19 protein-coding genes are annotated in these 21,015 nt (G+C 62.9%); 2 read left to right on the top strand and 17 right to left on the bottom strand.

Annotated elements, in window-relative coordinates; translation table 11 throughout:
- Positions 1-25 precede the first annotated feature (25 nt).
- From FF80_RS02590 to FF80_RS02515, 16 genes are all read right to left on the bottom strand, one after another.
- Positions 26-1,072 (bottom strand): betaine/proline/choline family ABC transporter ATP-binding protein, encoded by a 1,047-nt coding sequence (locus tag FF80_RS02590; RefSeq protein ID WP_052153105.1) that lies wholly within the window; start codon positions 1,070-1,072, stop codon positions 26-28.
- A 9-nt stretch (positions 1,073-1,081) separates the two neighbouring features.
- Positions 1,082-1,951, bottom strand: a complete 870-nt coding sequence (locus FF80_RS02585) for a proline/glycine betaine ABC transporter permease (RefSeq protein WP_035097327.1) — start codon at positions 1,949-1,951, stop codon at positions 1,082-1,084.
- Between the two features lie 148 nt (positions 1,952-2,099).
- Positions 2,100-3,125 (bottom strand): glycine betaine ABC transporter substrate-binding protein, encoded by a 1,026-nt coding sequence (locus FF80_RS02580; RefSeq protein WP_035097326.1) that lies wholly within the window; start codon positions 3,123-3,125, stop codon positions 2,100-2,102.
- A 400-nt stretch (positions 3,126-3,525) separates the two neighbouring features.
- Positions 3,526-4,839 carry a sorbosone dehydrogenase family protein gene (locus FF80_RS02575; RefSeq protein ID WP_035097325.1) on the bottom strand — a complete coding sequence of 438 codons (1,314 nt, stop codon included), beginning with the start codon at positions 4,837-4,839 and terminating at the stop codon, positions 3,526-3,528.
- Between the two features lie 161 nt (positions 4,840-5,000).
- Positions 5,001-6,026 (bottom strand): aldo/keto reductase, encoded by a 1,026-nt coding sequence (locus FF80_RS02570; protein WP_035097324.1) that lies wholly within the window; start codon positions 6,024-6,026, stop codon positions 5,001-5,003.
- A 65-nt stretch (positions 6,027-6,091) separates the two neighbouring features.
- On the bottom strand, positions 6,092-6,808 hold the full coding sequence (locus FF80_RS02565) for an LrgB family protein (RefSeq protein ID WP_035097322.1): 717 nt from the start codon (positions 6,806-6,808) through the stop codon (positions 6,092-6,094).
- Positions 6,805-7,185: a CidA/LrgA family protein gene (locus tag FF80_RS02560; RefSeq protein ID WP_035097321.1), complete on the bottom strand. Its 381-nt coding sequence runs from the start codon at positions 7,183-7,185 to the stop codon at positions 6,805-6,807. Before FF80_RS02560 ends, FF80_RS02565 begins: the two co-directional genes overlap by 4 nt.
- A 311-nt stretch (positions 7,186-7,496) precedes the next feature.
- Positions 7,497-8,732 (bottom strand): amidohydrolase family protein, encoded by a 1,236-nt coding sequence (locus tag FF80_RS02555; RefSeq protein WP_035097320.1) that lies wholly within the window; start codon positions 8,730-8,732, stop codon positions 7,497-7,499.
- Positions 8,733-8,919: 187 nt separating this feature from the next.
- A complete protein-coding gene (locus tag FF80_RS02550) occupies positions 8,920-9,894 on the bottom strand; it encodes an oligopeptide/dipeptide ABC transporter ATP-binding protein (RefSeq protein ID WP_035097318.1) in 975 nt (324 codons plus the stop codon).
- A complete protein-coding gene (locus tag FF80_RS02545) occupies positions 9,884-10,888 on the bottom strand; it encodes an ABC transporter ATP-binding protein (protein ID WP_035097317.1) in 1,005 nt (334 codons plus the stop codon). Before FF80_RS02545 ends, FF80_RS02550 begins: the two co-directional genes overlap by 11 nt.
- Before the next feature lie 56 nt (positions 10,889-10,944).
- A complete protein-coding gene (locus FF80_RS02540) occupies positions 10,945-11,889 on the bottom strand; it encodes a succinylglutamate desuccinylase/aspartoacylase family protein (protein WP_035097316.1) in 945 nt (314 codons plus the stop codon).
- Positions 11,890-11,905: 16 nt separating this feature from the next.
- Entirely contained in the window at positions 11,906-12,751 is an 846-nt protein-coding gene (locus FF80_RS02535) for an ABC transporter permease (protein ID WP_035097314.1), read from the bottom strand.
- Positions 12,752-12,756: 5 nt separating this feature from the next.
- On the bottom strand, positions 12,757-13,737 hold the full coding sequence (locus FF80_RS02530; RefSeq protein ID WP_035097313.1) for an ABC transporter permease: 981 nt from the start codon (positions 13,735-13,737) through the stop codon (positions 12,757-12,759).
- Positions 13,734-14,918 carry a Xaa-Pro peptidase family protein gene (locus tag FF80_RS02525; RefSeq protein ID WP_035097311.1) on the bottom strand — a complete coding sequence of 395 codons (1,185 nt, stop codon included), beginning with the start codon at positions 14,916-14,918 and terminating at the stop codon, positions 13,734-13,736. Before FF80_RS02525 ends, FF80_RS02530 begins: the two co-directional genes overlap by 4 nt.
- A gap of 69 nt (positions 14,919-14,987) precedes the next feature.
- Positions 14,988-16,526, bottom strand: coding sequence for an ABC transporter substrate-binding protein (locus FF80_RS02520; protein ID WP_035097310.1), 1,539 nt, complete (start codon positions 16,524-16,526; stop codon positions 14,988-14,990).
- A gap of 40 nt (positions 16,527-16,566) precedes the next feature.
- Positions 16,567-17,595, bottom strand: coding sequence for a GntR family transcriptional regulator (locus FF80_RS02515; RefSeq protein ID WP_052153095.1), 1,029 nt, complete (start codon positions 17,593-17,595; stop codon positions 16,567-16,569).
- 214 nt (positions 17,596-17,809) lie between these two features.
- Between FF80_RS02515 and FF80_RS02510 the strand changes: the two genes are divergently transcribed.
- Both FF80_RS02510 and FF80_RS02505 read left to right on the top strand, forming a co-directional pair.
- A complete protein-coding gene (locus tag FF80_RS02510) occupies positions 17,810-18,781 on the top strand; it encodes an aldo/keto reductase (protein ID WP_035097309.1) in 972 nt (323 codons plus the stop codon).
- 10 nt (positions 18,782-18,791) lie between these two features.
- On the top strand, positions 18,792-19,955 hold the full coding sequence (locus FF80_RS02505) for a hypothetical protein (RefSeq protein ID WP_035097307.1): 1,164 nt from the start codon (positions 18,792-18,794) through the stop codon (positions 19,953-19,955).
- Between the two features lie 128 nt (positions 19,956-20,083).
- Here FF80_RS02505 and FF80_RS02500 read toward each other — a convergent pair whose 3' ends face one another.
- Complete coding sequence (locus FF80_RS02500) at positions 20,084-20,917, bottom strand: N-formylglutamate amidohydrolase (RefSeq protein WP_052153094.1); 834 nt, start codon at positions 20,915-20,917, stop codon at positions 20,084-20,086.
- Positions 20,918-21,015 lie beyond the last annotated feature (98 nt).

Raw genomic sequence — 21,015 nt, 5'->3', positions numbered from 1 at the left:
GTCGAGTATTTTTGTCATCTTTGAGTCAAGCGGGGCTATGCCGGGCCAGCGCCATGATCACCTGCTTGGCCGTCACCCGGCCGATCTGGTGGCCCTCATCGTTCAGCACGCCGACCCATTCATGCTCGGCGAACAGCGGCAGCACATCTTCGCACCTTGCGTTCATCGGGACGGAGTATTCGCAGGGCTCGACGTCGCCGCGTTCCATGATGGAGCGGACGTAGATGGCGCGGGCCTTGTTCACTTCGCGCACGAATTCCTCGATATGGGCATTGGCCGGCTTGAGGACGATTTCCTCAGGTTTTCCAACCTGTTGCACCGCGCCATCTTTCAGAACGGCAATGCGATTGCCGATTTTGAGGGCTTCGTCGAAGTCGTGCGTGATGAACAGGATGGTCTTGTTCAGGCTTTGTTGCAGCTCGATCAACTGGTCCTGCATGCCCGAGCGGATCAGGGGGTCCAGCGCCGAAAAAGCCTCATCCATCAAGATGATATCGGTATCCATGGCCAGTGCCCGGGCGAGGCCGACGCGTTGTTGCTGGCCGCCGGAGAGCTGGCGGGTGCGGCTGTTTTCGTAGCCGGAGAGGCCCACAGTGGCGATCCATTTGGCGGCTTTTTCGAGCCGTTCCTCGCGGCCGACGCCGCGCACTTCAAGGCCATAAGCGACATTGTCGATGACCGAACGGTGCGGTAGCAGACCGAATTTCTGGAACACCATCGCCACCTTGGTGCGGCGGTATTTGCGTAGCTCGTCGAGGCTTAATGCCAACACACTGTTACCCTCGACGACGATTTCACCCGCTGTCGGCTCGATCAGGCGGTTCACATGGCGAATGAGGGTGGATTTGCCCGACCCCGATAGCCCCATGACCACAAAAATCTGTCCACGCTCGATATCGAGCGAGACATTGTCGAGGCCGACGACGTGATCGGTTTGCGCCTGCACCTCGGCCTTGGACTTGCCTGACTGCAGCAGCGCGAGCGCGGCCTGCGGGTCGCTGCCGAAAATCTTGGTGACGCCGCGCATGGCGATCGCCAGATCGGTTGTGGTTTGCGTTTGCATGGATGTCATGGCGTTCACTTATTTGGCCTCCGCCAGGCCGATGCGGCCCTGAAGCTGTTTGCCGAAAGACTGGGTGATACGATCGAAGACGATGGCGAGCGCGACGATGCCGAGCCCGGCGAAAAGGCCGCGGCTGACTTCGAGCCGGCCGATGCCCTGCAGGACCTGATAGCCCAGGCCTCCAGCGCCGATCATCGAGGCAATGACGACCATGGAGAGCGCCATCATCGTGGTCTGGTTGATGCCGGCCAGGATGGTCGGTAGCGCCAAGGGAATTTGCACCCCGAACAGGCGCTGGGTCGGGTTGGTGCCAAAGGCGCGGCTGGCCTCCATCACCGCCGGATCGACCGAGCGCAGGCCCAGATCGGTCAGCCGCACCAGCGGCGGGGCGGCATAGACGATGGTGGCGATCAGCGCCGGGATTTTGCCGGGGCCGAAAATCATCACCGTGGGGATGAGGTAGACGAAGCTGGGCAGCGTCTGCATCAGGTCGAGCACTGGCGTGATGAGCTGGCGCACCCGCGCGGAGCGCGACATGGAGACGCCGACCGGGATCGACACGACAATGGCGGTGATGGTGGCGGCGAGCATCAGGGCCATGGTAGTCATGGCGTCCTCCCACAGTTCCATAACACCCAGAAACAGCAGCGAGAACAGCACGATAGCGGGCAATTTCCAGCTGCGCGAGGCGAGCCAGGCAATGCCGGTGAGAATGGCCACGATGAGCCACCATGGCGTGGCGATCAGCAGGTCCTCGATGGCCTTGAGCAGCATGAGCAGCGGATAGGCAGCGGCCTCGAAGCCGTCGCCCCAATAGCGCACGACCCAATTGAGGCCATCGTCGATAGCCCGGCGCAAGGGCTTGGTATCAATCAGTTGCGGAAACAATTTTTGTCACTTTCTTCTGGCCCGAAAGGGGCAAACTTGTTCAGCACGATCCCGAAGGGCGCCGGAGAGGCACGCTTGGGGATCACGCGGAAAACGGCCGGACTGACGTCCGGCCGCAGAATTCATATCGATGCTGGTGGCTCGCCTCTTAGAGGCTCGCCTTCACCTTTTCGGCGACATCGGCAGGCACCCAGGCGCTCCAGACATCTTCCTTGGTCTTGAGGAAGTTTTCGGCGGTGGCGGCAGCGTCGGCCTGGTTTTCGTCGCCATAGACCAGCAATTCGCTGATCTCGGCATTGGTCAGGCCGACCTTGGAGAGATAGTCAGCCACATTGGGCGCTTCTTCACTGATCCAGGCTGCGGCCCCGACGATTGCGGGCGAAGACGGATAGGCGGTGATGCCGGCCGGCTCGTCGCAATCGGGATCGGTGTTGCAGGCATAAACCTCGGGCTTGGTCTCGCCCATGTCGAGCGCCACGGCGTCATACTTGCCGAGAATGGCGGTTGGACCCCAATAGTAGAACAGGATCGGCTCTTCGCGGGTGAAGGCACGGGCAATGGAGGCATCGAGTGCGCCGCCCGAGCCGGGCGAGAACAGGTTCCAATTCCCACTCATGTCATAAGCGTCGAACAGGGCCGAGGTGGCCAATTCGCAGCCCCAGCCCGGCGGGCAGGAATAGAGGCGGCCCTTGCTGGAATCCTCGGGATCGGGGAAGACGCCGGGATTGGCAATCGCGGTCTCGGCACTGACGATCTCGGGGTGAGCTTCCTGGGTATAACGGGGAATGAACCAGCCCTCGATCGTGCCATCGGTGATGGCATCGCCCAGCTTGGTCACCGAGCCTTCGGCCAGGGCCGAATCCCATTGGTCTTGCACGGTGCTGGTCCACAGCTCGGGCGCAATTGCGGGCGAACCGCGCGTCACCATGGAACTGGTGGTGGGAACCGTATCGCCGGTGACGATGGCGACATCGCACTCGAAACCGGTTTCCAGAATTTTTGCGTGGATATGAGCCAAGGCGGCCGCAGAGGGCCAGGTCATCTCGGCAATGTCGATAGTGCGGTCGGTGCCACAGGCGGCTTCGGCGCTGTCCTGGGCGATCGCGGGTACACTAGCGACAGACAAAAGGGCAAATGCGATCGCGGCGGCAATGCCACCGGATTTCAATATCATCAGGTCGTCTCCTGGATTTATGTGATGGACGAACCATAGGGATGCAGTCACACCCTGTCAAATCGACCAATACTTGCCAGTTTAAAGAAGAAACCCGACGCCACTTCTTGATAGATCAACTAACGATGTCACATTTGATACTGACAACATGCCACGCCATGTTCTTTCAAACAGCGAAACATATCGATTGATTTGTTATCGGAAGCAAAAAATAATTCCGCGCCGTAACGCGGCCGCAAATTCGCCGGGTTTGGAAGTGGGGGAGTGGTGGGCACTGGCCAGCCATGACCACGCTCGCTTCCTGGGGCTTGACCCACTGCTGTCCGGTTAAGATTTCTGGACAGCAGTGGGTCGAGCCCGAGGGAGATGGTGGGAGGCTATTGGGGCAAGGCCCCTACCCTCAGACGCCGGTTAGCCGCCAGACGACGTCGCCGACGTCGTCGGCAACCAGCAGGCTGCCATCGGCGCCAAGGGTGACACCGACCGGGCGGCCATAGGAGGTCTTTTCGTCTGGCGCGAGGAAGCCGCTGAGCAATTCGACGGGATTGCCGGTCGGGCGGCCATCGACGAAGGGCACGAGAATGACCTTGTAGCCGCTGAGGATGCTGCGGTTCCAGGAGCCGTGCTGGCCGATGGCCATGCCCTCGGGAATGCCCGGCAGCGTGCCGGCCGGCACCCAGCAGAGGCCCAGCGAGGCGGTGTGGCCGCCCAGCGCATAGTCTGGCGTAAGGGCCTTGGCAACGAGGGCCGGGTCCTGCGGTACGCGGTCGTCGACGGTCTGCCCCCAATAGCAATAGGGCCAGCCGTAAAAGCCGCCATCCTTGACGGAGGTGAGGTAATCGGGCGGGGTTTCGTCGCCGATGCCGTCGCGTTCATTGACCACGGTATGCAGAATGCCGGTGGTTGGCTCGAAGGCCATGCCGACGGGGTTGCGCAAGCCCGAGGCGAAGATGCGGCTCTGGCCGGTCACCAGGTCCAGTTCGTGGATGGCGGCGCGGTTTTCCTCTTCTTCCATGCCGTTTTCGGCGATGTTGCTCTGCGAGCCGACGCCGATGAACAACTTGGTGCCATCGGGGCTGGCGAGCAGGCTGCGCGTCCAGTGGCCGCCGGGCTTGAGATCGAGCAGCTTGCGGCCCGGCGCGGTGATGCGGGTTTCGCCCTCCACATAAGGGAAGGCCACCACGCCATCGGTGTTGCCGACATAGAAAGTGTCGCCCACCAGGGCCATGCCGAAGGGCTGGCTCAGGTTCTCAAGAAAAATCTCGCGGATTTCCGGCACGCCGTCGCCATTGGTGTCGCGCAGCAGCGTGATGCGGTTGGCGTTGATTTCCAGCGCGCCAACCCGCCGCATGACGCGATTGCGGAACCAATCGACCACGCCCTTGACCTGCTGCGGCAAGGACGCGGATTCGGCGACCAGCACATCGCCATTGGGCAGGACATAAATCCAGCGGGGGTGGATCAGCTTGGTGGCAAAGGCCGTAACCGCCAGGCCCTTGGCAACGGAGGGCTTGTGGCCGGGCTGCCAGCCCATGGCCTTGGGCGTTTTCATGACCGGCAGGCTGCCCTGCGACACGGCAGCGGGAATGGCCGGATTGGTGCCCATGGCGGCCGGCAGGTTGACGCCATTGCGGTTGCGGCCGCGCAGATACCAAACGATGCCGGCGATCAATATGACCAAGACGACAAGGACAAGAAAACCGTTCCCAGTCATAGACTTTTCTCCCAGTGGGCGGATTGGTGCCCGATTGTTTTTGAGGTGCTGTGCAAGCGCAGACGATCGCGCTGGGCGGGAATAGTTTTCTGCCATTCCACGGGGATTACGTCCACGGGAAATCGGGGTTGGTTGCAGCTATTGGCAGGATAAGTATCCGATCAGCTCCAGCGCGGCTTGCCGTCCATCATCCCGCCCGCGGTTGCGGCTTCGATGGCGGCCAGTTCCTCGGGGGAGAAATCGAGCTGCTGCAGGGCGCCCAGATTGTCATGCAGCTGGGCCAATGTGCGCACGCCGATCAATGCCGAGGTCATCTCCTTGCGGCGCAGCACCCAGGCCAGCGCGAGTTGGGGCAGGCTCTGGCCGCGGGCCTTGGCGATGGCGGCGAGCTTGCCCACGGCCTCAAGCGTTTCGGGCCGTATATTGGCGGCCTTGAGGAAGGGATTATTGCTGGTGCCGCGGGCGCCATCGGTGTCGCCGGTATTGTATTTGCCCGAGAGAATGCCCTGCGCCAGCGGCGAGAAGGCGATCATGCCGATGCCCAGCTCGCCACAGGCGTCGATGGTGCTGTCGTTCTCGATCCAGCGGTTGAGCATGGAATAGCTGGGCTGGTGCAGCATGCAGGGGACGCCCAGGGATTTGAGGATGGCATGGGCCTGGCGGGTTTCCTCGACCGGATAGTTGGAAATGCCGACATAGAGCGCCTTGCCCTGGGCCACGATATGGGCGAGCGCGCCCATGGTTTCTTCCAGTGGCGTATTGGGATCGAAGCGGTGGGAATAAAAGATATCGAGGTAGTCGAGGCCCAGGCGTTTCAGGCTCTGGTCGCAGCTGGCGATCAGGTTCTTGCGGCTGCCCCATTCGCCATAGGGGCCCTCCCACATATTGTAGCCGGCCTTGGACGAGACGATGATTTCATCGCGATAGGGGCGGAAATCGCGGGCCATGACCAGGCCGAACAGCTCCTCGGCCGAGCCGGGAGGGGGGCCGTAATTGTTGGCAAGATCGAAATGGGTGATGCCGGCATCGAAGGCGGCGCCCAGGATTTCGAAGGCGGAGGGATAGTCGCGCGTGCCGCCGAAGTTCTGCCACAGGCCCAGGCTGATGACGGGGAGCTTGAGCCCCGAGCGGCCGGCATGGCGATATTGCATGGTTTCGTAACGGCCGGAAGCGGCGCTGTAGGTCATGGAATGTCCAGTCAGAAATGGTGCGTGAGCATACGTCGATTGGGCGGTCTGGCAAGGCCGCTGGCCTAGCTGAAAAAGCCGAAGATCAGTGGGGCGAGAAAGGCTGTGGCGAGGCCGTTCAGGGCCATGGCGAGGCCGGCGAAGGTTCCAGCGACGGAATTGACCTGGAAGGCGCGGGCGGTGCCGATGCCGTGCGAGGTGAGGCCGGCGGCGAAGCCTCTTGCGGCATAGTCGGTGATTTTCAGGGCGTTCATGAGGGGGGTGACCACGACCGCGCCCAATATGCCGGTGGCGATGACGAGGACCGCGGTGAGGGCCGGTTCGCCCCCGATCTGGCCGGCAATACCCACCGCAATGCCCGCAGTGACCGATTTGGGGACCAGCGCCAGCACGATGGCGGGGGCGCCGCCGAGCACTATGGCGATACCGGTGGCCGAGAGCATGGCGAAGGGGGCGCCGATGGCAAGGGAGGCGAGGATCGGCAGGGCTTTGGCTTTGACCAATTGGCGGCTGCGGTAGAGGGGGATGGCGAGGGCCACGGTTGCCGGGCCAAGGATGAAGTGGATGAACTGGGCGCCGTCGAAATAGGTGTCGTAACTGGTGCCGGTCAGGCGCAGGACGAGGACGACCACGACGATGGTGATCAGCACCGGATTGACCACGGGGTGGTAGAAGCTGCGCTTGGCGATCCATTGGGCGGCGAGGAAGGTGCCGATGGTGAGCGTGAGCCAGAGCAAGGGGCTGGCGGCGAGATAGACCCAGAGGTCGAAATTGGTGGTCATGGCTGTGCCTCCTTGCCGGGAAGCAGGCGGCTGACGAAGCGGAAGATGGCGACGGTGACGATCAGCGTCAGCACGGTCGAAATGACCAGCGCGGCGACGAGGGCCAGGCCATTGTCGAAGACCAATTGGTAATTCTGGGAAATGCCGACGCCGGCGGGAATGAAGACCAGACCCAGATTGGCGAGGAGGCCATCAGCGGATTTTGCGACGGGGCCGGTTTCGGCGGAGGCGGCGCCCTGGCGCCAGCCCTGGAGGGCGAGCAGGGCGAAGAGCAGGACTATGCCGATGACCGGACCGGGAATGGGCAGGCCCAGGCTCCGCGCGATGATCTCGCCGGCGAGTTGGCAGGCGAGCAGGATGAATAGTCCGAAGAGCATGGGCGACTCCTGATTGGGTGCTGAAAGCTAGCACGGCGTGGTTGCTTGCTGTCACCGCTCCTCAATCTGGGTGGTGAGGATGACCTTCAGCATGGATTCCGGCCTGCGCCGGGATGACCCGGCGGGCAATCGGGGCAATCGAATATGGACCGATGCAGAGGCTCTTTCGTCCCCTCGCCCCTCAGGGGAGAGGGCCAGGGTGAGGGGTGCGATGCCGGGACATTTCACTTTGTTGCAGCATCGCACCCCTCACCCGCCGGCTGCGCCGTCGACCTCTCCCCTGAGGGGCGAGGTGAGCCCTGTGGATTGGCCTATAGCAGGTGGTTCTTGGCGAAGGTGCCACGCGCCATGATGGCGGACATATGCGCGCCATCGCCTTGCAGCAGACCGATGTCGCTGAGGGGATTGCCGTTGATGACCAGGAGATCCGCGGAGGCGCCGGGGGCGATGATACCGGCTTCGCCTTCGAGGCGGCAGAGCTTTGCGCCGATTATGGTAGCGGAGCGGATGATTTCGGCTGGGGTGAGTACCTTGGCGAGGATTTCGAATTCCATGCAGTGATATTTGCGGAGCTGGCCCAAAAGGTCGGAGCCGAAGGCCATGGGCAGGCCGGCGTCGCGCATGACTTGCAGTGAGCGCAGGCCGCCGCTGCGGACCACCTCGATCTTGGCGAATTCGGCGGCGCCGAGACCGAGCGCTTCGCCTTCGAGCGCCAGCGCGTCATAGGCGACGAGCGTGGGCACGGCGATGCAGCCTTTTTCGGCCGCGAGCCTGGCGGTTTCGGGTTCGATCAGGTTGCAATGTTCGAGCGAATGCACGCCCAGCTCGACGCAGCGGCGAATGGCTTTGTCGGTATAGACATGGGCCGAAACATAGAGCCCGGCATTGTCGGCCTCTTCCACCATGGCGAGGATTTCCTCGCGCGAATATTGGATGGAATGGATCGGGTCATTGGGCGAGGACACGCCGCCATTGGCCATGACCTTGATGAAATTGGCGCCCTCCTTGATCATGGTGCGGCAGGCGGCGCGGACATTGTCGACGCCATCGACAATGAGGCCCATCGAGCCCAGCCGGTCCGAGAATATGCCGGGCCGGTTATCGGTGCGGGAGCGCAGATCGGCATGGCCGCCGGTCGTGGTCAGACCCTTGCCGCAGATGACGAGGCGCGGACCGGGGATCAGGCCCTCATTGACCGCGCGCACCAGGCCGTGATCGGCACCGCCCAGATCACGCAGGGTGGTGAAGCCACGGCGCAGGGCGTCGTTCATCACGCCGGCGGCGCGCAGGGCGGCGAGCGAGGACGGGGCGGTCATATTAGCCCAGAGGTCGAGCGTTTCGGCCACGACATGGACGTGGCAATCGATCAGGCCGGGCATGATCGTGCGGCCGCCCAGCGGGATTTCGGTGGTATTGGAGGGGACGGTGAGACTCGTGCCGACGGCGGCGATGCGGTCGCCCGTGACCAGCACGTCGAGGCCGTCACGCAGGGTGCCTGCTTCAACGTCGAGGACGCGGCCGCCGGTGAAAAGATAGCTATTGGTCATGACAATCCTCGGAATATTGATCTCGGCAAGCCCCCTCTACTGAGGAAAGGGCTATCGCAAATGGCGGGGGTCTCACCTCGCCCCTCAGGGGAGAGGTCGACGGCGAAGCCGGCGGGTGAGGGACGATAGAACCGACGCGCCGGTTTCATATGAGATGGCACTGCCCTGAGCGTGCCCATAGCATGACCTATCTGTGATGGCAGGCGACGAAACGGCCTTCGTCGCGGGCACTCAATTGCGGATCCACTGTCTTGCACACATCCGTCGCCAGCGGGCAGCGGGTGTGGAAGGCGCAGCCGGAGGGTTTGCGGGTGGCGCTGGGGATATCGTCATTGGTGGCGCTGAATTGGTGGCGCTTGCGCGGGTCGTGCGAGGGCGCCGAGCGCATCAATAGCTCGGTATAGGGATGGGCCGGATTGGCGAAAATCTTGGTCTTGGGGGCGATCTCGACAATGCGGCCCAGATACATGACCGCGACGCGGTGGGAGATATATTCCACCACGCCCAGATCATGCGAGACCGCCAGATAGGACACGCCCAGATCGCGCTGCAAATCACTCAGCAGGTTGAGGATTTGCGCCTGCACGGACACGTCGAGCGCCGAGACCGGCTCGTCGCAAACGATGATATCGGGATTGAGCGCGAGAGCCCGGGCGATGCCGATGCGCTGGCGCTGGCCGCCGGAAAATTGGTGGGCGAAATTGTCGGCCTGATCGGGGCGCAGGCCGACGCGCTGCATCAATTCGGCAACGCGTTCCGTGCGTTCGGCCTTGGTGCCGACATTGTGGATGTCGAGCGGGGCGCGGATGATGTCACGGACGCGCTGGCGCGGATTGAGGGACGAGAACGGGTCCTGAAACACGATCTGCATGCGGCGGCGATAGGATTTGAGCGCGGCGCGATTGAAGCTGCGGATTTCCTGGCCGTCGAAATTGACCTGCCCGCCGGTCGGTTTGACGAGGCCCATCAGCGCAAGGCCGGTGGTGGATTTGCCGCAGCCGCTTTCGCCCACAAGGCTGAGCGTTTCGCCGCGCGCCAAGGTGAAGCTGACGCCATCGACGGCTTTGACCGCACCGACCTGGCGCTGCAAGACGCCGGCCCTTACGGGGAAATGGACTTGCAGATTATCGACGCTGAGCAAGGGCGTTTGATCAGGCTGCATCGTCGTGCTCCCAGCAGGCGGCCCAGTGACCGGGGCGTTTTTCTTCGAATGGCGGGCGCTCGGAAAGGCAGCGCGCCGAGGCATTGGGGCAGCGCGGGGCAAAGGCGCAGCCCCTGGGCAGATCCCAAAGGGGCGGCACCGTGCCGGAGATATCGGCCAGCCGATCACCGGCTTCGCTTGACGCGCCGGCACGCGGCACGGCGCCCATCAGCCCGATTGTGTAGGGATGGAAGGGACGGTCGAAGAGATCGTAGATACTGGCTTCCTCGACCTTGCGGCCGGCATACATGACGATGACCCGGTCGGCGACTTCCGACACCACGCCCAGATCGTGGGTGATGAGGATTTGCGCGGTGCCGAGGCGCTTTTGCAGGTCCGAGATCAGGCCCAGAATCTGGGCCTGAATGGTCACGTCGAGCGCGGTGGTCGGCTCGTCGGCAATGATGATCTTGGGGTCGCAGGACAAAGCCAATGCAATCATGGCGCGCTGGCGCATGCCGCCGGACAGTTCGTGCGGATATTGCCCGGCGCGGCGTTCGGGATCGGGCATCTGCACCAGTTGCAGGGCTTCGATGGCGCGGGCGCGGGCCTGTTTATGGTTGCACTTGCGATGCTGGCGCACGGCTTCGGCGATCTGTTCGCCGATCTTGAGTACCGGATTGAGCGCGGTGAGCGGCTCCTGGAAGATCATGGCGATCTGCTCGCCGCGAAAGTCCTCGACCTGGCGCTGGTTCATGGCGAGGAAATCCACGCCATCGATCAGAATCTTGCCGGAGGCGACCTTGGCCGCCTCCGGCAAGAGGCGCAGCAAAGCGAGGGCAGTCATCGACTTGCCGCAGCCGCTCTCCCCCACGATGCAGAGGGTCTCCCCTGCCCGCACCGAAAGGTTCATGTCGGAAACGACAGCGAATGATCCATTGGCGCCACGGATCTCGATGTCGAGATCCATGACTTGGAGCACAGGCGCCTGGGAAGCGTGTGGGAGGACACTCATCGTTGTCGTTTCCTTGGCTTGAGCATCACAGAATCGAATGCGATGCTAACTCCTGATCAGTCGGTGGCGCCTTCGAGATTGCCCACCATGAAGCCGTAATCACCACTCTGAACGAGGTTGCGCGTGAGGTGCTGCATGATCATCACGCCATTGGCGAACGGGGTGGCGATCTCTTCGAGCACCTCGAAATTGTAGGGGCTGACGACGCGGCCCAGCAGCTGCCCGGCCTTGATGACCTCGCCATTGGCGGGGCAAAGCGGCTCAAGCCAACCGCCCTGGCTGGGGCGGATGCCGGCCAGTTCGTTGACCACGATCTGCTTGGGATTGTCCCACGGCGTGCCAGGGATGACGCCCTTAGTGCGCAGCATATTGAGCACGCCATCGACAGTGCGCTTGATATAGGGGGTCTGGTCCAGAATGCCGCCGCCCAGTTCGATGACCGAGACCGGGATATTGCGCTTGTCGAGGGTGACGGATTTGGTGGTGCCGCCAAAGACGGTGCCCTGCTTGTTCTCGACCGGGCGGTAGAGGAGCTTGGAGCCGAAGGCGCGGGAAAGCTGCTCGTCGTTCCAGATATAGACGTAGTCGACGGTGGGGCGATCGGTGCCGCTATGCAGGTCGATATGCATGTCGATGACGTTGAAATAATGCTCGGTCAGCGCATGGGCGAGCTGCTGGCTATAGGTGCCCTTGGGGCTGCCGGGGAATTGTCGATTGAGATCGACCTTGTCGATGGTGGCAAAGCGCTCATTGACCGCGAAGGCGGACGGATTGGCGACCGGCAGCAGCAGGATGCGGCCCTTGAGGGGTATGTCCTTGAGGATGCGGTAGAGTTCGAGAATTGCCTGCGAGCCGGTATTCTCATTGCCATGGATCGAGGCCGAGATGCCGATGGTGGGGCCATCTTCTTCGCCCACCAGCTCGTGCACGAACAATACGGCATCGCTGCCATCGGCATTGGTGGTGAACTTGGGACGAAGCTGGTTGATGGACTTTACCATTCGATTATTCCTTTAGTTACTTGGTCTTGGCCCCGCCACGCGACAGCTGGCGAGGATCGAGAACGTCCCTGAGCCCATCGCCCAGGAGGTTGAAACCGAGCACGGTGACCATGATGGTCGCGCCCGAAATGATGGAGAGCCACGGCGCGTCACGCATGAATTTGGTGCCGTAGGAGAGCGTCCAGCCCCAGGTGGGCGTAGGCGGCGGCAGGCCGAAGCCGAGAAAGCTCAGCGCGGATTCGGAGATGATGGCGGTGCCGAGGCCCAGCGAGGCGAGCACGATGATCGGGCCCAGGGCGTTGGGCAGGATTTCCTTGAAGATGATGCGGATGGGGCTGGCGCCCAGCGCGCGGGCGGCCTGCACGTAGTTTTGTTCGCGCAGCACCAGGGTCGTCGAGCGGACGACGCGGGCATATTCGGTCCAGGCCACGACGATGATGGCGAAGGATACGTTGAGCACGCCGGGGCCGAGTACCGCGACGATGGCCAGCGCCAGAACGATAGCGGGGAAGCCGAGGAAGATGTCGGTGATGCGCATCAGGAGCTGGTCGACCCAGCCGCCGAAATAGCCGGCGACGAGGCCAACAACGGTGCCGACGACAGCCGAGCAGACCACCGAGATGATGGCGATGGTCAGCGAGATGCGGGCCCCGAACACCATGCGCGACCACAGATCACGGCCGAAATTATCGGTGCCCAACAGGTGCCCGGCATTGGGCAGGGCAAAGCGGTTGCGCATGTCCATCTGCTCGACGCCATGGGTGGCCACATAGGGCGCGAAAATGGCGCAGAGGATGATGGCGAGGGAAATCGCGGCCCCGACCATGAGCGAGGTATTCTGGAAGGCTTTTGGCAATCGCATGGAGGTCACCCGAGGCGGATGCGCGGATCGACCGCGGCATAGAGGAGATCGACCACCAGATTGACCAGCGCGAAGACGATGGCGAAGGTCAGCACGATGCCCTGAATGAGCGGCAGGTCGCGCTGCGAAATGGCCGCGATGGTGAGCTGGCCCAGGCCCGGCCAGGCAAAGATGGATTCGGTCAGCACCGCGCCGCCCAGCAGGGCGCCAAAGCGCAGGCCGATGACGCTGAGCACGGGCAGCAGGGCATTGCGCAGGGCGTGGCGGACGACCACCCTGCCCTTGCGCAAGCCCTTGGCATAGGCGGTGCGTACGAAATCCTCGCGCAGCACTTCGAGCATGGAGGCGCGCACCAGCCGGGAGATGATGGCGGCCGAATTGGCGGCCAGCGCCAGTGCCGGCAGGGCGATATGGCTGACCGAATCCCACAGCACCTGCGGACGACCGGTGAGCGCGGCGAACAAGGCTTCATGCAGCGGCACGCCGCGGCCGATGGCCGGGAGCCAGCCGAGTTGCACGGCAAAGAGCAGCATAAGCAGCAGGCCCAGCCAATAGACCGGCATGGAGACGCCGAGCTGGGCGAAGAGCATGGTGGCCGTATCGATGAACGAGCCCTGGCGGATGGCGGCCAATACCCCGAGCGTCAGCCCGATCAGCGTGGCGAGCAGCAGCGACACCACGGCCAATTCGATGGTCGCGCCGAGCCGGCCGGCGATGATTTCGGCGACGGGCTGGTTCTGGAAGATCGAGGTACCCATGTCGCCACGGAGCAGCGCGGCGAAATAGTCCCAGAGGCGGACATACCAGGGATCGTTGAGGCCCAGCGCATTGCGCAGATTGAGGATGGCTTCGGGCGTCGCGTCCTGTCCGAGGAGGACCGCGGCCGGGTCGCCGGGGATGAGCAGCAACAGGCCGAATGTCACCACGACCATGCCAATGGCCATGGGGATGAGCAGCAATAGCCGGCGGACGATATAGGCGATCATGAGGTCGAGCCGATGACGACGTCGTCGATCTTGCGGGGGTAATGGGTCATGCTGTCGGGGCCTTCGGCGGTGATCAGCACGGTGTCGGCAATGCGGTAGCCGGCAAAGCCGGGCACGAAGATTGCCGGCTCGCTCGAGGTGATCATGCCGGGCTCGAGAATGGTCTCGTCGCCCGCCTCCACCCATGGCGCCTCGTGGAACATGACGCCCATGCCATGACCGACGCGATGCAGCAGATAATCGCTCATGCCGCTATCGCGGATGAAAGCGAGGGCCAGATTGTCGGCGGAGGCGCAGGTGTGGCCGGCGATCAGCGCCGCGGTTGCCATGCGCTGGGCCTCGTAGGCGACCGCGTAATGATCGAGCTGGATTTTGTTGGGTTCGCCGATGAACAGGGTACGTTCGCTTTCGGCGGCGCGGCCACCAACGCGGCAACCGAGCGAGAGAATGATGCTCTCGCCGCGCTTGACGGGATTGCCGGTCGGCATGCCATGGGGGAAGGCCGAGCGGGCGCCGGAATAGACCAGGCCACTGGCCAGCCCCTGCACCAGCATCAGATCGGCGTGTTCTTCATGCATGATCTTCATGGCGTGGCGAGAGACGAAGGATTCGATTTCGATTTCGCTGGGCAGCGTGCCGCCCGAGGCCATGGCATCGGCAATCAGGCCGACGCCGGCCACCACCATCTCGTCGGAAATCCGCGCAGCCTCGCGGTGCAGCACGATTTCCTCGGGATATTTGATCAGCCGCATCTGCTGGACGATATTGGCCGGTACGACGCGGCTGGCATTGGGGAAAGCAGCCTCGATCTGGCTGACGCGCGCGAGCGAAATGGCGTGGCTATAGGCGACGACGCCGCTCATGTCGGGGAAGGCGCGCCCGAGTACGTCGAAGGGCCGGTCCACGCCGGGGAATTCGAAATAGACGATGGGTTCGGCCGCGATATTCTGGTGGGCCGCATGGCTCTCTTCGAGCTTGGGCAGCAGGAGCCAGGCGCCGTCATGGCTGATGGCAAAGACCACCGGGCGCTCGGTGGTGTAGTGCGAAAAGCCGGTCGTATAGATCACGTCGTCATTGGAATCGAGCAGCAGCAGATCGATGCCCGCAGCGGCCATGCGCTTGCGGATATCGGCGTGAACCTTGGCATAATAGTCGTGTCCGAGGACCTGGTGGAACGCCATCTATCGTCTCATAAACCTGGAAAAAAGCCGGCCGGCACCGCGGGGGATGCCGGCCGCAGTGGTCAGGAATCAATCGGTGAAACCGATAAGGCCGCGCAGATTGCCGCGCGGGGTAGCCTGCACGCTCACCGGAATGTCCTTGGAATAGAACATCTGGTAGCCTTGGGCCGAGACGATGTAATAGGGCAGATCCTGCGCCAGGATAGTGGCGGCGGCCTGGTAATCCGTGGCGCGTTCGGCCTGGTCGAGCGTCGAGCGGCCGTCCTGCAGGAGGGCATCGACTTCGGGGTTGGAATAGCCGCCCCAATTGGTCGAGCCGCCGGTGGTGAGCTGGGCGAACATCAGCCGATCGGGATCGACGATATTGAGCCAGCCGAGCAGCGCGATCTGGTGCATGCTCTTCTGCACGTAATTCGTCGAGAAGGATGGCCAATCGGAAATCTGCGCGGTCGCCTTGACGCCGGCCGATTCAAAGATGGCCTGCATATATTCCACGGTCTGGACGCGATTGGGGTCTTCGCTGTGGGTCGCGAGCGTCACGGCGAGATCGGCACCGTCCTTGTCGAGCACGCCATCGCCATTGCTGTCGGTCCAGCCCAGTTCGTTGAACAGGGCGACGGCGCCTTCGATGTTGAAGGTCGGCTGTGCGATCGTGTCGGAATAGGCCCAGGACGAGGGCAGGATGATCGAATGCGCGACCTGATCGACGCCCTGGTAGATGTCGTTGACGATGGTGTCCTGATCCACCAGCATGGCGAAGGCCTGGCGCATTTTGGGGTCGGACAGCAGCGGGTCCTTGGTGTTGAAGTTGAGATAGTTCACGCCAAGGCCGGCGGTGATGACATTGCCGAAACGGTCATCGGCCTTGAGGCGCTCGATATCCTGCGGAGAGAGCGGGGACTGGATGACGTCGAGATCGCCGGCTTCGAAGGCCTGGGCGCGGGCCGAATTGTCGCCGATGATCTTGATGGTGACGTTTTCGATTTCCGGCGCGCCGCGCCAGTAATTGGCATTGGCCTCGAGGGCAATTTCGCTGCCGCGGTTCCACGACACCAGCTTCATCGGACCGGCGCCAACTGGATTGAGCGCCAGATCGGCGCCGCCTTCGACCAGCGCCTTGGGCACGATGCCGACATCCATATAGCTCAGCAGCGGCGCATAGGGGGCGCTGAGGGTGAATTTGACTGTCTGCGGATCGACGGCCTCGACGGCACTGATCGGGGTATAGAGCGCGCGGGCGGGGGCGTTGAAATCGGGATCGATCAGACTGGTATAGGTGAACACCACGTCATCGGCGGTCAGCGGGCTGCCATCGGAGAACTTGAGGTCGGGGCGCAGCTTGAAGATGAAGGTCTGCGGATCTGGATTTTCCCAGCTTTCGGCCAGGTCCGGCACCGGCTCCAGCGTCGGGGTGATGTGGACCAGGCCCGCATAAATCAGGTCGGCCGTGCGCGAAGCGGTGGTGTCGCGGGTGAGGCGCGGGTCGAGCGTGCCGGCATCGACATCGGTGCCCACGACGACGGTCTGGGCATCCTGCGCCATGGCGATTTGCGCCGGCATGAAGCTGAGCGCCACGATGGCGCTGGTGGTCAAAAGAAAGCTCTTCATTTCCCTGTTTTCCCTTTGCATGAAGTGTGCGGAAGCAGCGTCAGGCTGGCGCCATTCCCTCGAGGGCAGCGGCCTGATTCTCCGGCTCCCGGGCGATCCGCCGCTGCCGGAGTTCGGCTAGATGCGGGGCGAGCGTATTTTCCAGCGCCCCCGGATCAGGCGCGTGGCGATATTCGAAACAGCGCACGTTGGGGCGCACCAGATCGGCCACATGGTCGGCGCCCGAGGCGTAGATCACCGCGTCGCACCCGGCGATGATCTCCTTGAGATCGGGCGCCGATGACCAGGTGACCCGGATATCGGAGACGTGCGGGGCAAATTCGCGCACACTGGGGCGCATGATGGCGATGTATTCCTGGAAGTGCGTCACCGCGGCGACACGCGTGCGCGGATCGAGCCCGGCCAGGTTTTGCCGCGTGCGCTGGGACGGAATGAAACGCAGGCCGAGCACATGGTCGATCCCGGCCAGGCCGCGCACTTCGGCCTCGCGGTGCAGGAAGGTGATCACCAGATCGGCACGGCGGCAGGCATCGCGTTCGGCGCCGGGCTGGCGCAGGCTATCCAGCGTTACCAGTTGCATGCTGTCATTGGCGCCGAGCGCAGGGCGGATCTGCTCGACATAGTCGCGGCCCGGCCCCTCGAAGATACAGACGAAAACCATGGAAAGCCCGACCGAGGGGCGGCGCAACTGAGCCTGGGCATTGATCATGGAGACCAGCTCCATGGTGGAGACGCCCAGCGCCTCGGCCCGGCCGACAATGGCCTCGATATCGCCGCGCAGCGCATTGATTGGCTGCCGCTCATCCACGCTCTGGCCCGGATCGCGCGCCGTGAAGGCGCCCAGGCCCTGGCGCATCTCGATCAGGCCGGCATCGCGCAGCTGTTGATAGACCTGGCTGACCGTCATGGGCGCAATGCCCAGTTCGGCGGCGAGCTGGCGCACCGAGGGCAATCTGGTGCCATAGACCATGTCGCCAAAGGCCAGCGTGTAGCTCAGCAGGCCATGTAATTGCGTGCCCACGGGAACGGGCAGCGACTTATCAATGCTGGATGCGTCTATGGGGAACATGTGTTCTACCAGTTCAGTACACACCAAGCGTAACACCGCATTTCCTGAGCGCAATAGGGTCTGGGAGTTTTTTGTACACAGTTTGCATTCGCCGAAAATCTGTGCAGAAATATTCCTTGCAAGCGCTTCACTATCGACGAATGCGCTGATGTGGCTGGCAAATCATACGAAAATGCGGCCAGCAGGCGAATGGTCAGCTCTAGAAGGTGTACTAATGGACTATATCAACCTTGGCCGGACGGGCCTGAAAATTTCGCGACTGGCGCTGGGTTGCATGACGTTCGGCTCACCCGATTGGGCGCCATGGGTGTTAAACGAAGACACCTCCCGGCCGATCATCGAAAAGGCCGTGGCGCTGGGCATCAACTTTTTCGACCTGGCGGACATGTATTCGCTGGGCGCGAGCGAGGAGGTGGTAGGCCGCGTGCTGGCCCCCATGCCGCGCCACAAACTGGTGCTGGCGACCAAGCTCTATAATCCGATGAGCGCAGATCCCAACGATCGCGGACTATCGCGCAAGCATGTTTTCGAGGCGGTGGATGGCAGCCTCAAGCGGCTTGGAACCGACTATATCGATCTCTATCAGTTGCACCGTTTCGACTATGATACGCCGCTGGAAGAGACTCTGGATGCGCTGAACGACGTGGTGCGGGCGGGCAAGGTGCGCTATCTGGGTGCCTCCTCGATGCATGCCTGGCAATTCATGAAGGCGCTGGGCCTGCAACGCGCGAACGGCTGGGCGCCATTCGTATCGATGCAGCCGCATTACAACCTAATCTATCGCGAGGAAGAGCGCGAAATGCTGCCGCTATGCCGGTCCGAGGGGATCGGGGTAATCCCCTGGAGCCCCCTGGCGCGCGGGCGGCTGGCGGGCCGCAGTGGCGATGCCTCCACGCGCTCGCAGACCGACAAGACGGCTGCTGCACTCTATGACCGCTCCAAGGAGCAGGACGACGCGGTGGTCGCCGCTGTGCGGCATGTGGCGGAGCGCCATGGCAGGCCGCCGGCGCAGATCGCCTATGCCTGGGTTGTCAGCCGGCCGGGCATTTCGGCGCCGATCGTGGGGATTTCCAAGCTGCATCAGTTTGATGATGCGGTGGCGGCGCTCGAGGTCAAGCTCAGCGATGAGGACGTCGCCTTGATGGAGGCGCCCTACCATCCCAAGCCCGTCGCCGGGCATATGTGAGGGTCATGCCATGAAACTTGGCAAGGAACTGGCCGAACTCACCGCCGGCATTGATCAGCTCTACCGCAGCACGCCGCGCAGCGATGGATTTCTCGACCGTGAGGGGTTGATCCCGGTTGCGGTGGAGGCAGTCGAGCCGCGTCAATTGCGGGATTATGATGAGGCGGCGGCGGAATTGCTAGCCTTGCGCGGCCGGCTGGCGGCCGAGGCGGAGTCGGCGCTGCGGCGGGATTATCTCGATGAGATGGTGGATTCCCTGCTCGCGCTGGTGGCGACCTTTGCGGAGAGGGAGATTTCCTTTGCCGAGCGGGTGCGGCGGCAAATCCGGGTCGATACGCAATTGGTGGGCGATGATGTGCTGGATGGTTATCGCGCCATTATCCGCGAAAAACTCAATGAAATGGGCTTTGCCGGCGGGGCGCTGGCGGATGATCTGGCGCGGTGGGAGGACCAGGTTCGCGTACCCGCCGATGCGGTACTGGAAACCATGCGGGCGCTGACCCTGGAAGCCCGTGGGCGCGTCAGTGCGCGCATGTATCCGATGGCCGATCAATGGATGGAGCCGGTCGGCGTAAGCGCTGTGCCGTTCTCGGCCTATTGCGATTATCCGGCCCGCAAGGTGCTGATGAATCTGGACTTTCCCTATACGCGGTTTGCCCTCAAGCATCTGGCAACACACGAGGTCTTTCCGGGGCATCTGGTGCATCTGGCGCTGCGGGAACGCTATGTGGCCGAGGGCCGGATGCCGCTGGATGGCGCGCAAGTGGTGACCTCTTCGGCCAGCAGCGCGCTGTTCGAGGGCATTGCGGACAATGGCATGTTCTTCCTCGACTGGATCGAGGGGCCGGAGGACGAATTGGGCGTGGCGTTGCAGCGTTTACGCGGCGCCCTGCGCTGCAATGCGGCCTGGATGATGCATAGCCAGGGCAAGACCTTGGACGAAATCGTGCCGGTGATGGCCGAGGGCGGGTTTCAGGATCCAGTAACGGCGCGGTCGCGGCTGGCGTTTCTCGGGCATAGCCTGCGGGCGCCATTCGTCTATGCCTATTGGTGTGGCGATGTCGCCGTGCATGAGGTCTGGAAGAGTGTGCCGAAGGAGCGGCGCGCCGAATTCTGGGACTATCTCTACGGCAATATGCACACGCCCAAAACGCTGGCCGAGCACTGGTCCTAGAGCGTCGCCAGGGCGCAGTTGGTCAGGGGTGGGCCATAGGCATCGCAAGTGGTCAGCTTGGCTGTCGCAGAAACTGGTGTCGTACATGTCCGAGAGGTTGTTGAGACCGCCCGGCAGGCTGGCGGTGCCTATCTGTCCGCCCGCAATGCAGTTTCGAGCACTGGGATGGCCGAGGCGATGACGGCGCGCATGGCATCGAGCGCCTCCAGGTCGGGCTCGCCTGTCCATTCGTCCATGAAGAATTTCTTGAATTCGACCGCAATGGCGCAGCCGGTCTGCGGGAAATGTTCATGCACGAAACGGGTCTGCTCGCCCCGGCCCTCGGACACCACATTCTCGCGCACATCCATGAAGCGGCCGCGGAAGCGCAGGCTGCCAAGGTTTTCCATGAATGGGTCGAGAATATGCGCCCAGCGCTCACGATCCATGGAGAAGGTGCCGATATTGATATCGGGCGCCTGCTCCGGGTCGGTCGGCGACCCGCCGGGGCCGGCGCGGCGGTGATTGTAGCTATGAATATCGAGCAAGACGAATTGGCCGTGCTCGGCCTCGATGCCCGCCAGGACCTGCCGCAGCATGGCGTAATAGGCGTCGTGGATGCGCAACGAGCGCGCGATGATGGCCGGCGATGGCCGCTCCCGCCACACCTGCAGGCCCCAGGATTGTTCGGGCTTCAGATAGACCGAGGCGTCGCGCGCCCGGTTGAGGTCGATCTCAAAGCGGGAGCGGTGCACGACGATGCGATTGGGCACGTCAAGGATGGCATAGGCGGTGAAGGGAGCCTCTTCGTGCAGGCGACCGGCATCATCGAGCGCCATGCGATCGAGCGCTTCGGCGCGGATATGGTGACCATTATGAATGGCAGTGCCGATAATGGGCGAGGTGCCGCGCTCCAGCGACCACAGGGCGGTGGCGGGCGGAAAGAGGCGGATCTGCTCGAGGTTGACCCCCGGTTCAGTCATGGTTTCCATCCGGCTGGATGGGACCTTTATTGCAGCGAGCTTACCCAGCCATGTTTTGCTTGCGCTGTTCACGCAGCAACAACGTGGGCCGGTGTGGC

It is taken from the genome of Devosia sp. LC5 (assembly GCF_000735585.1).
GTDB lineage: Bacteria > Pseudomonadota > Alphaproteobacteria > Rhizobiales > Devosiaceae > Devosia.
The sequence above is the reverse complement of the archived record's forward strand: the minus strand, read 5'-3'. Positions and strand labels throughout refer to the sequence as shown.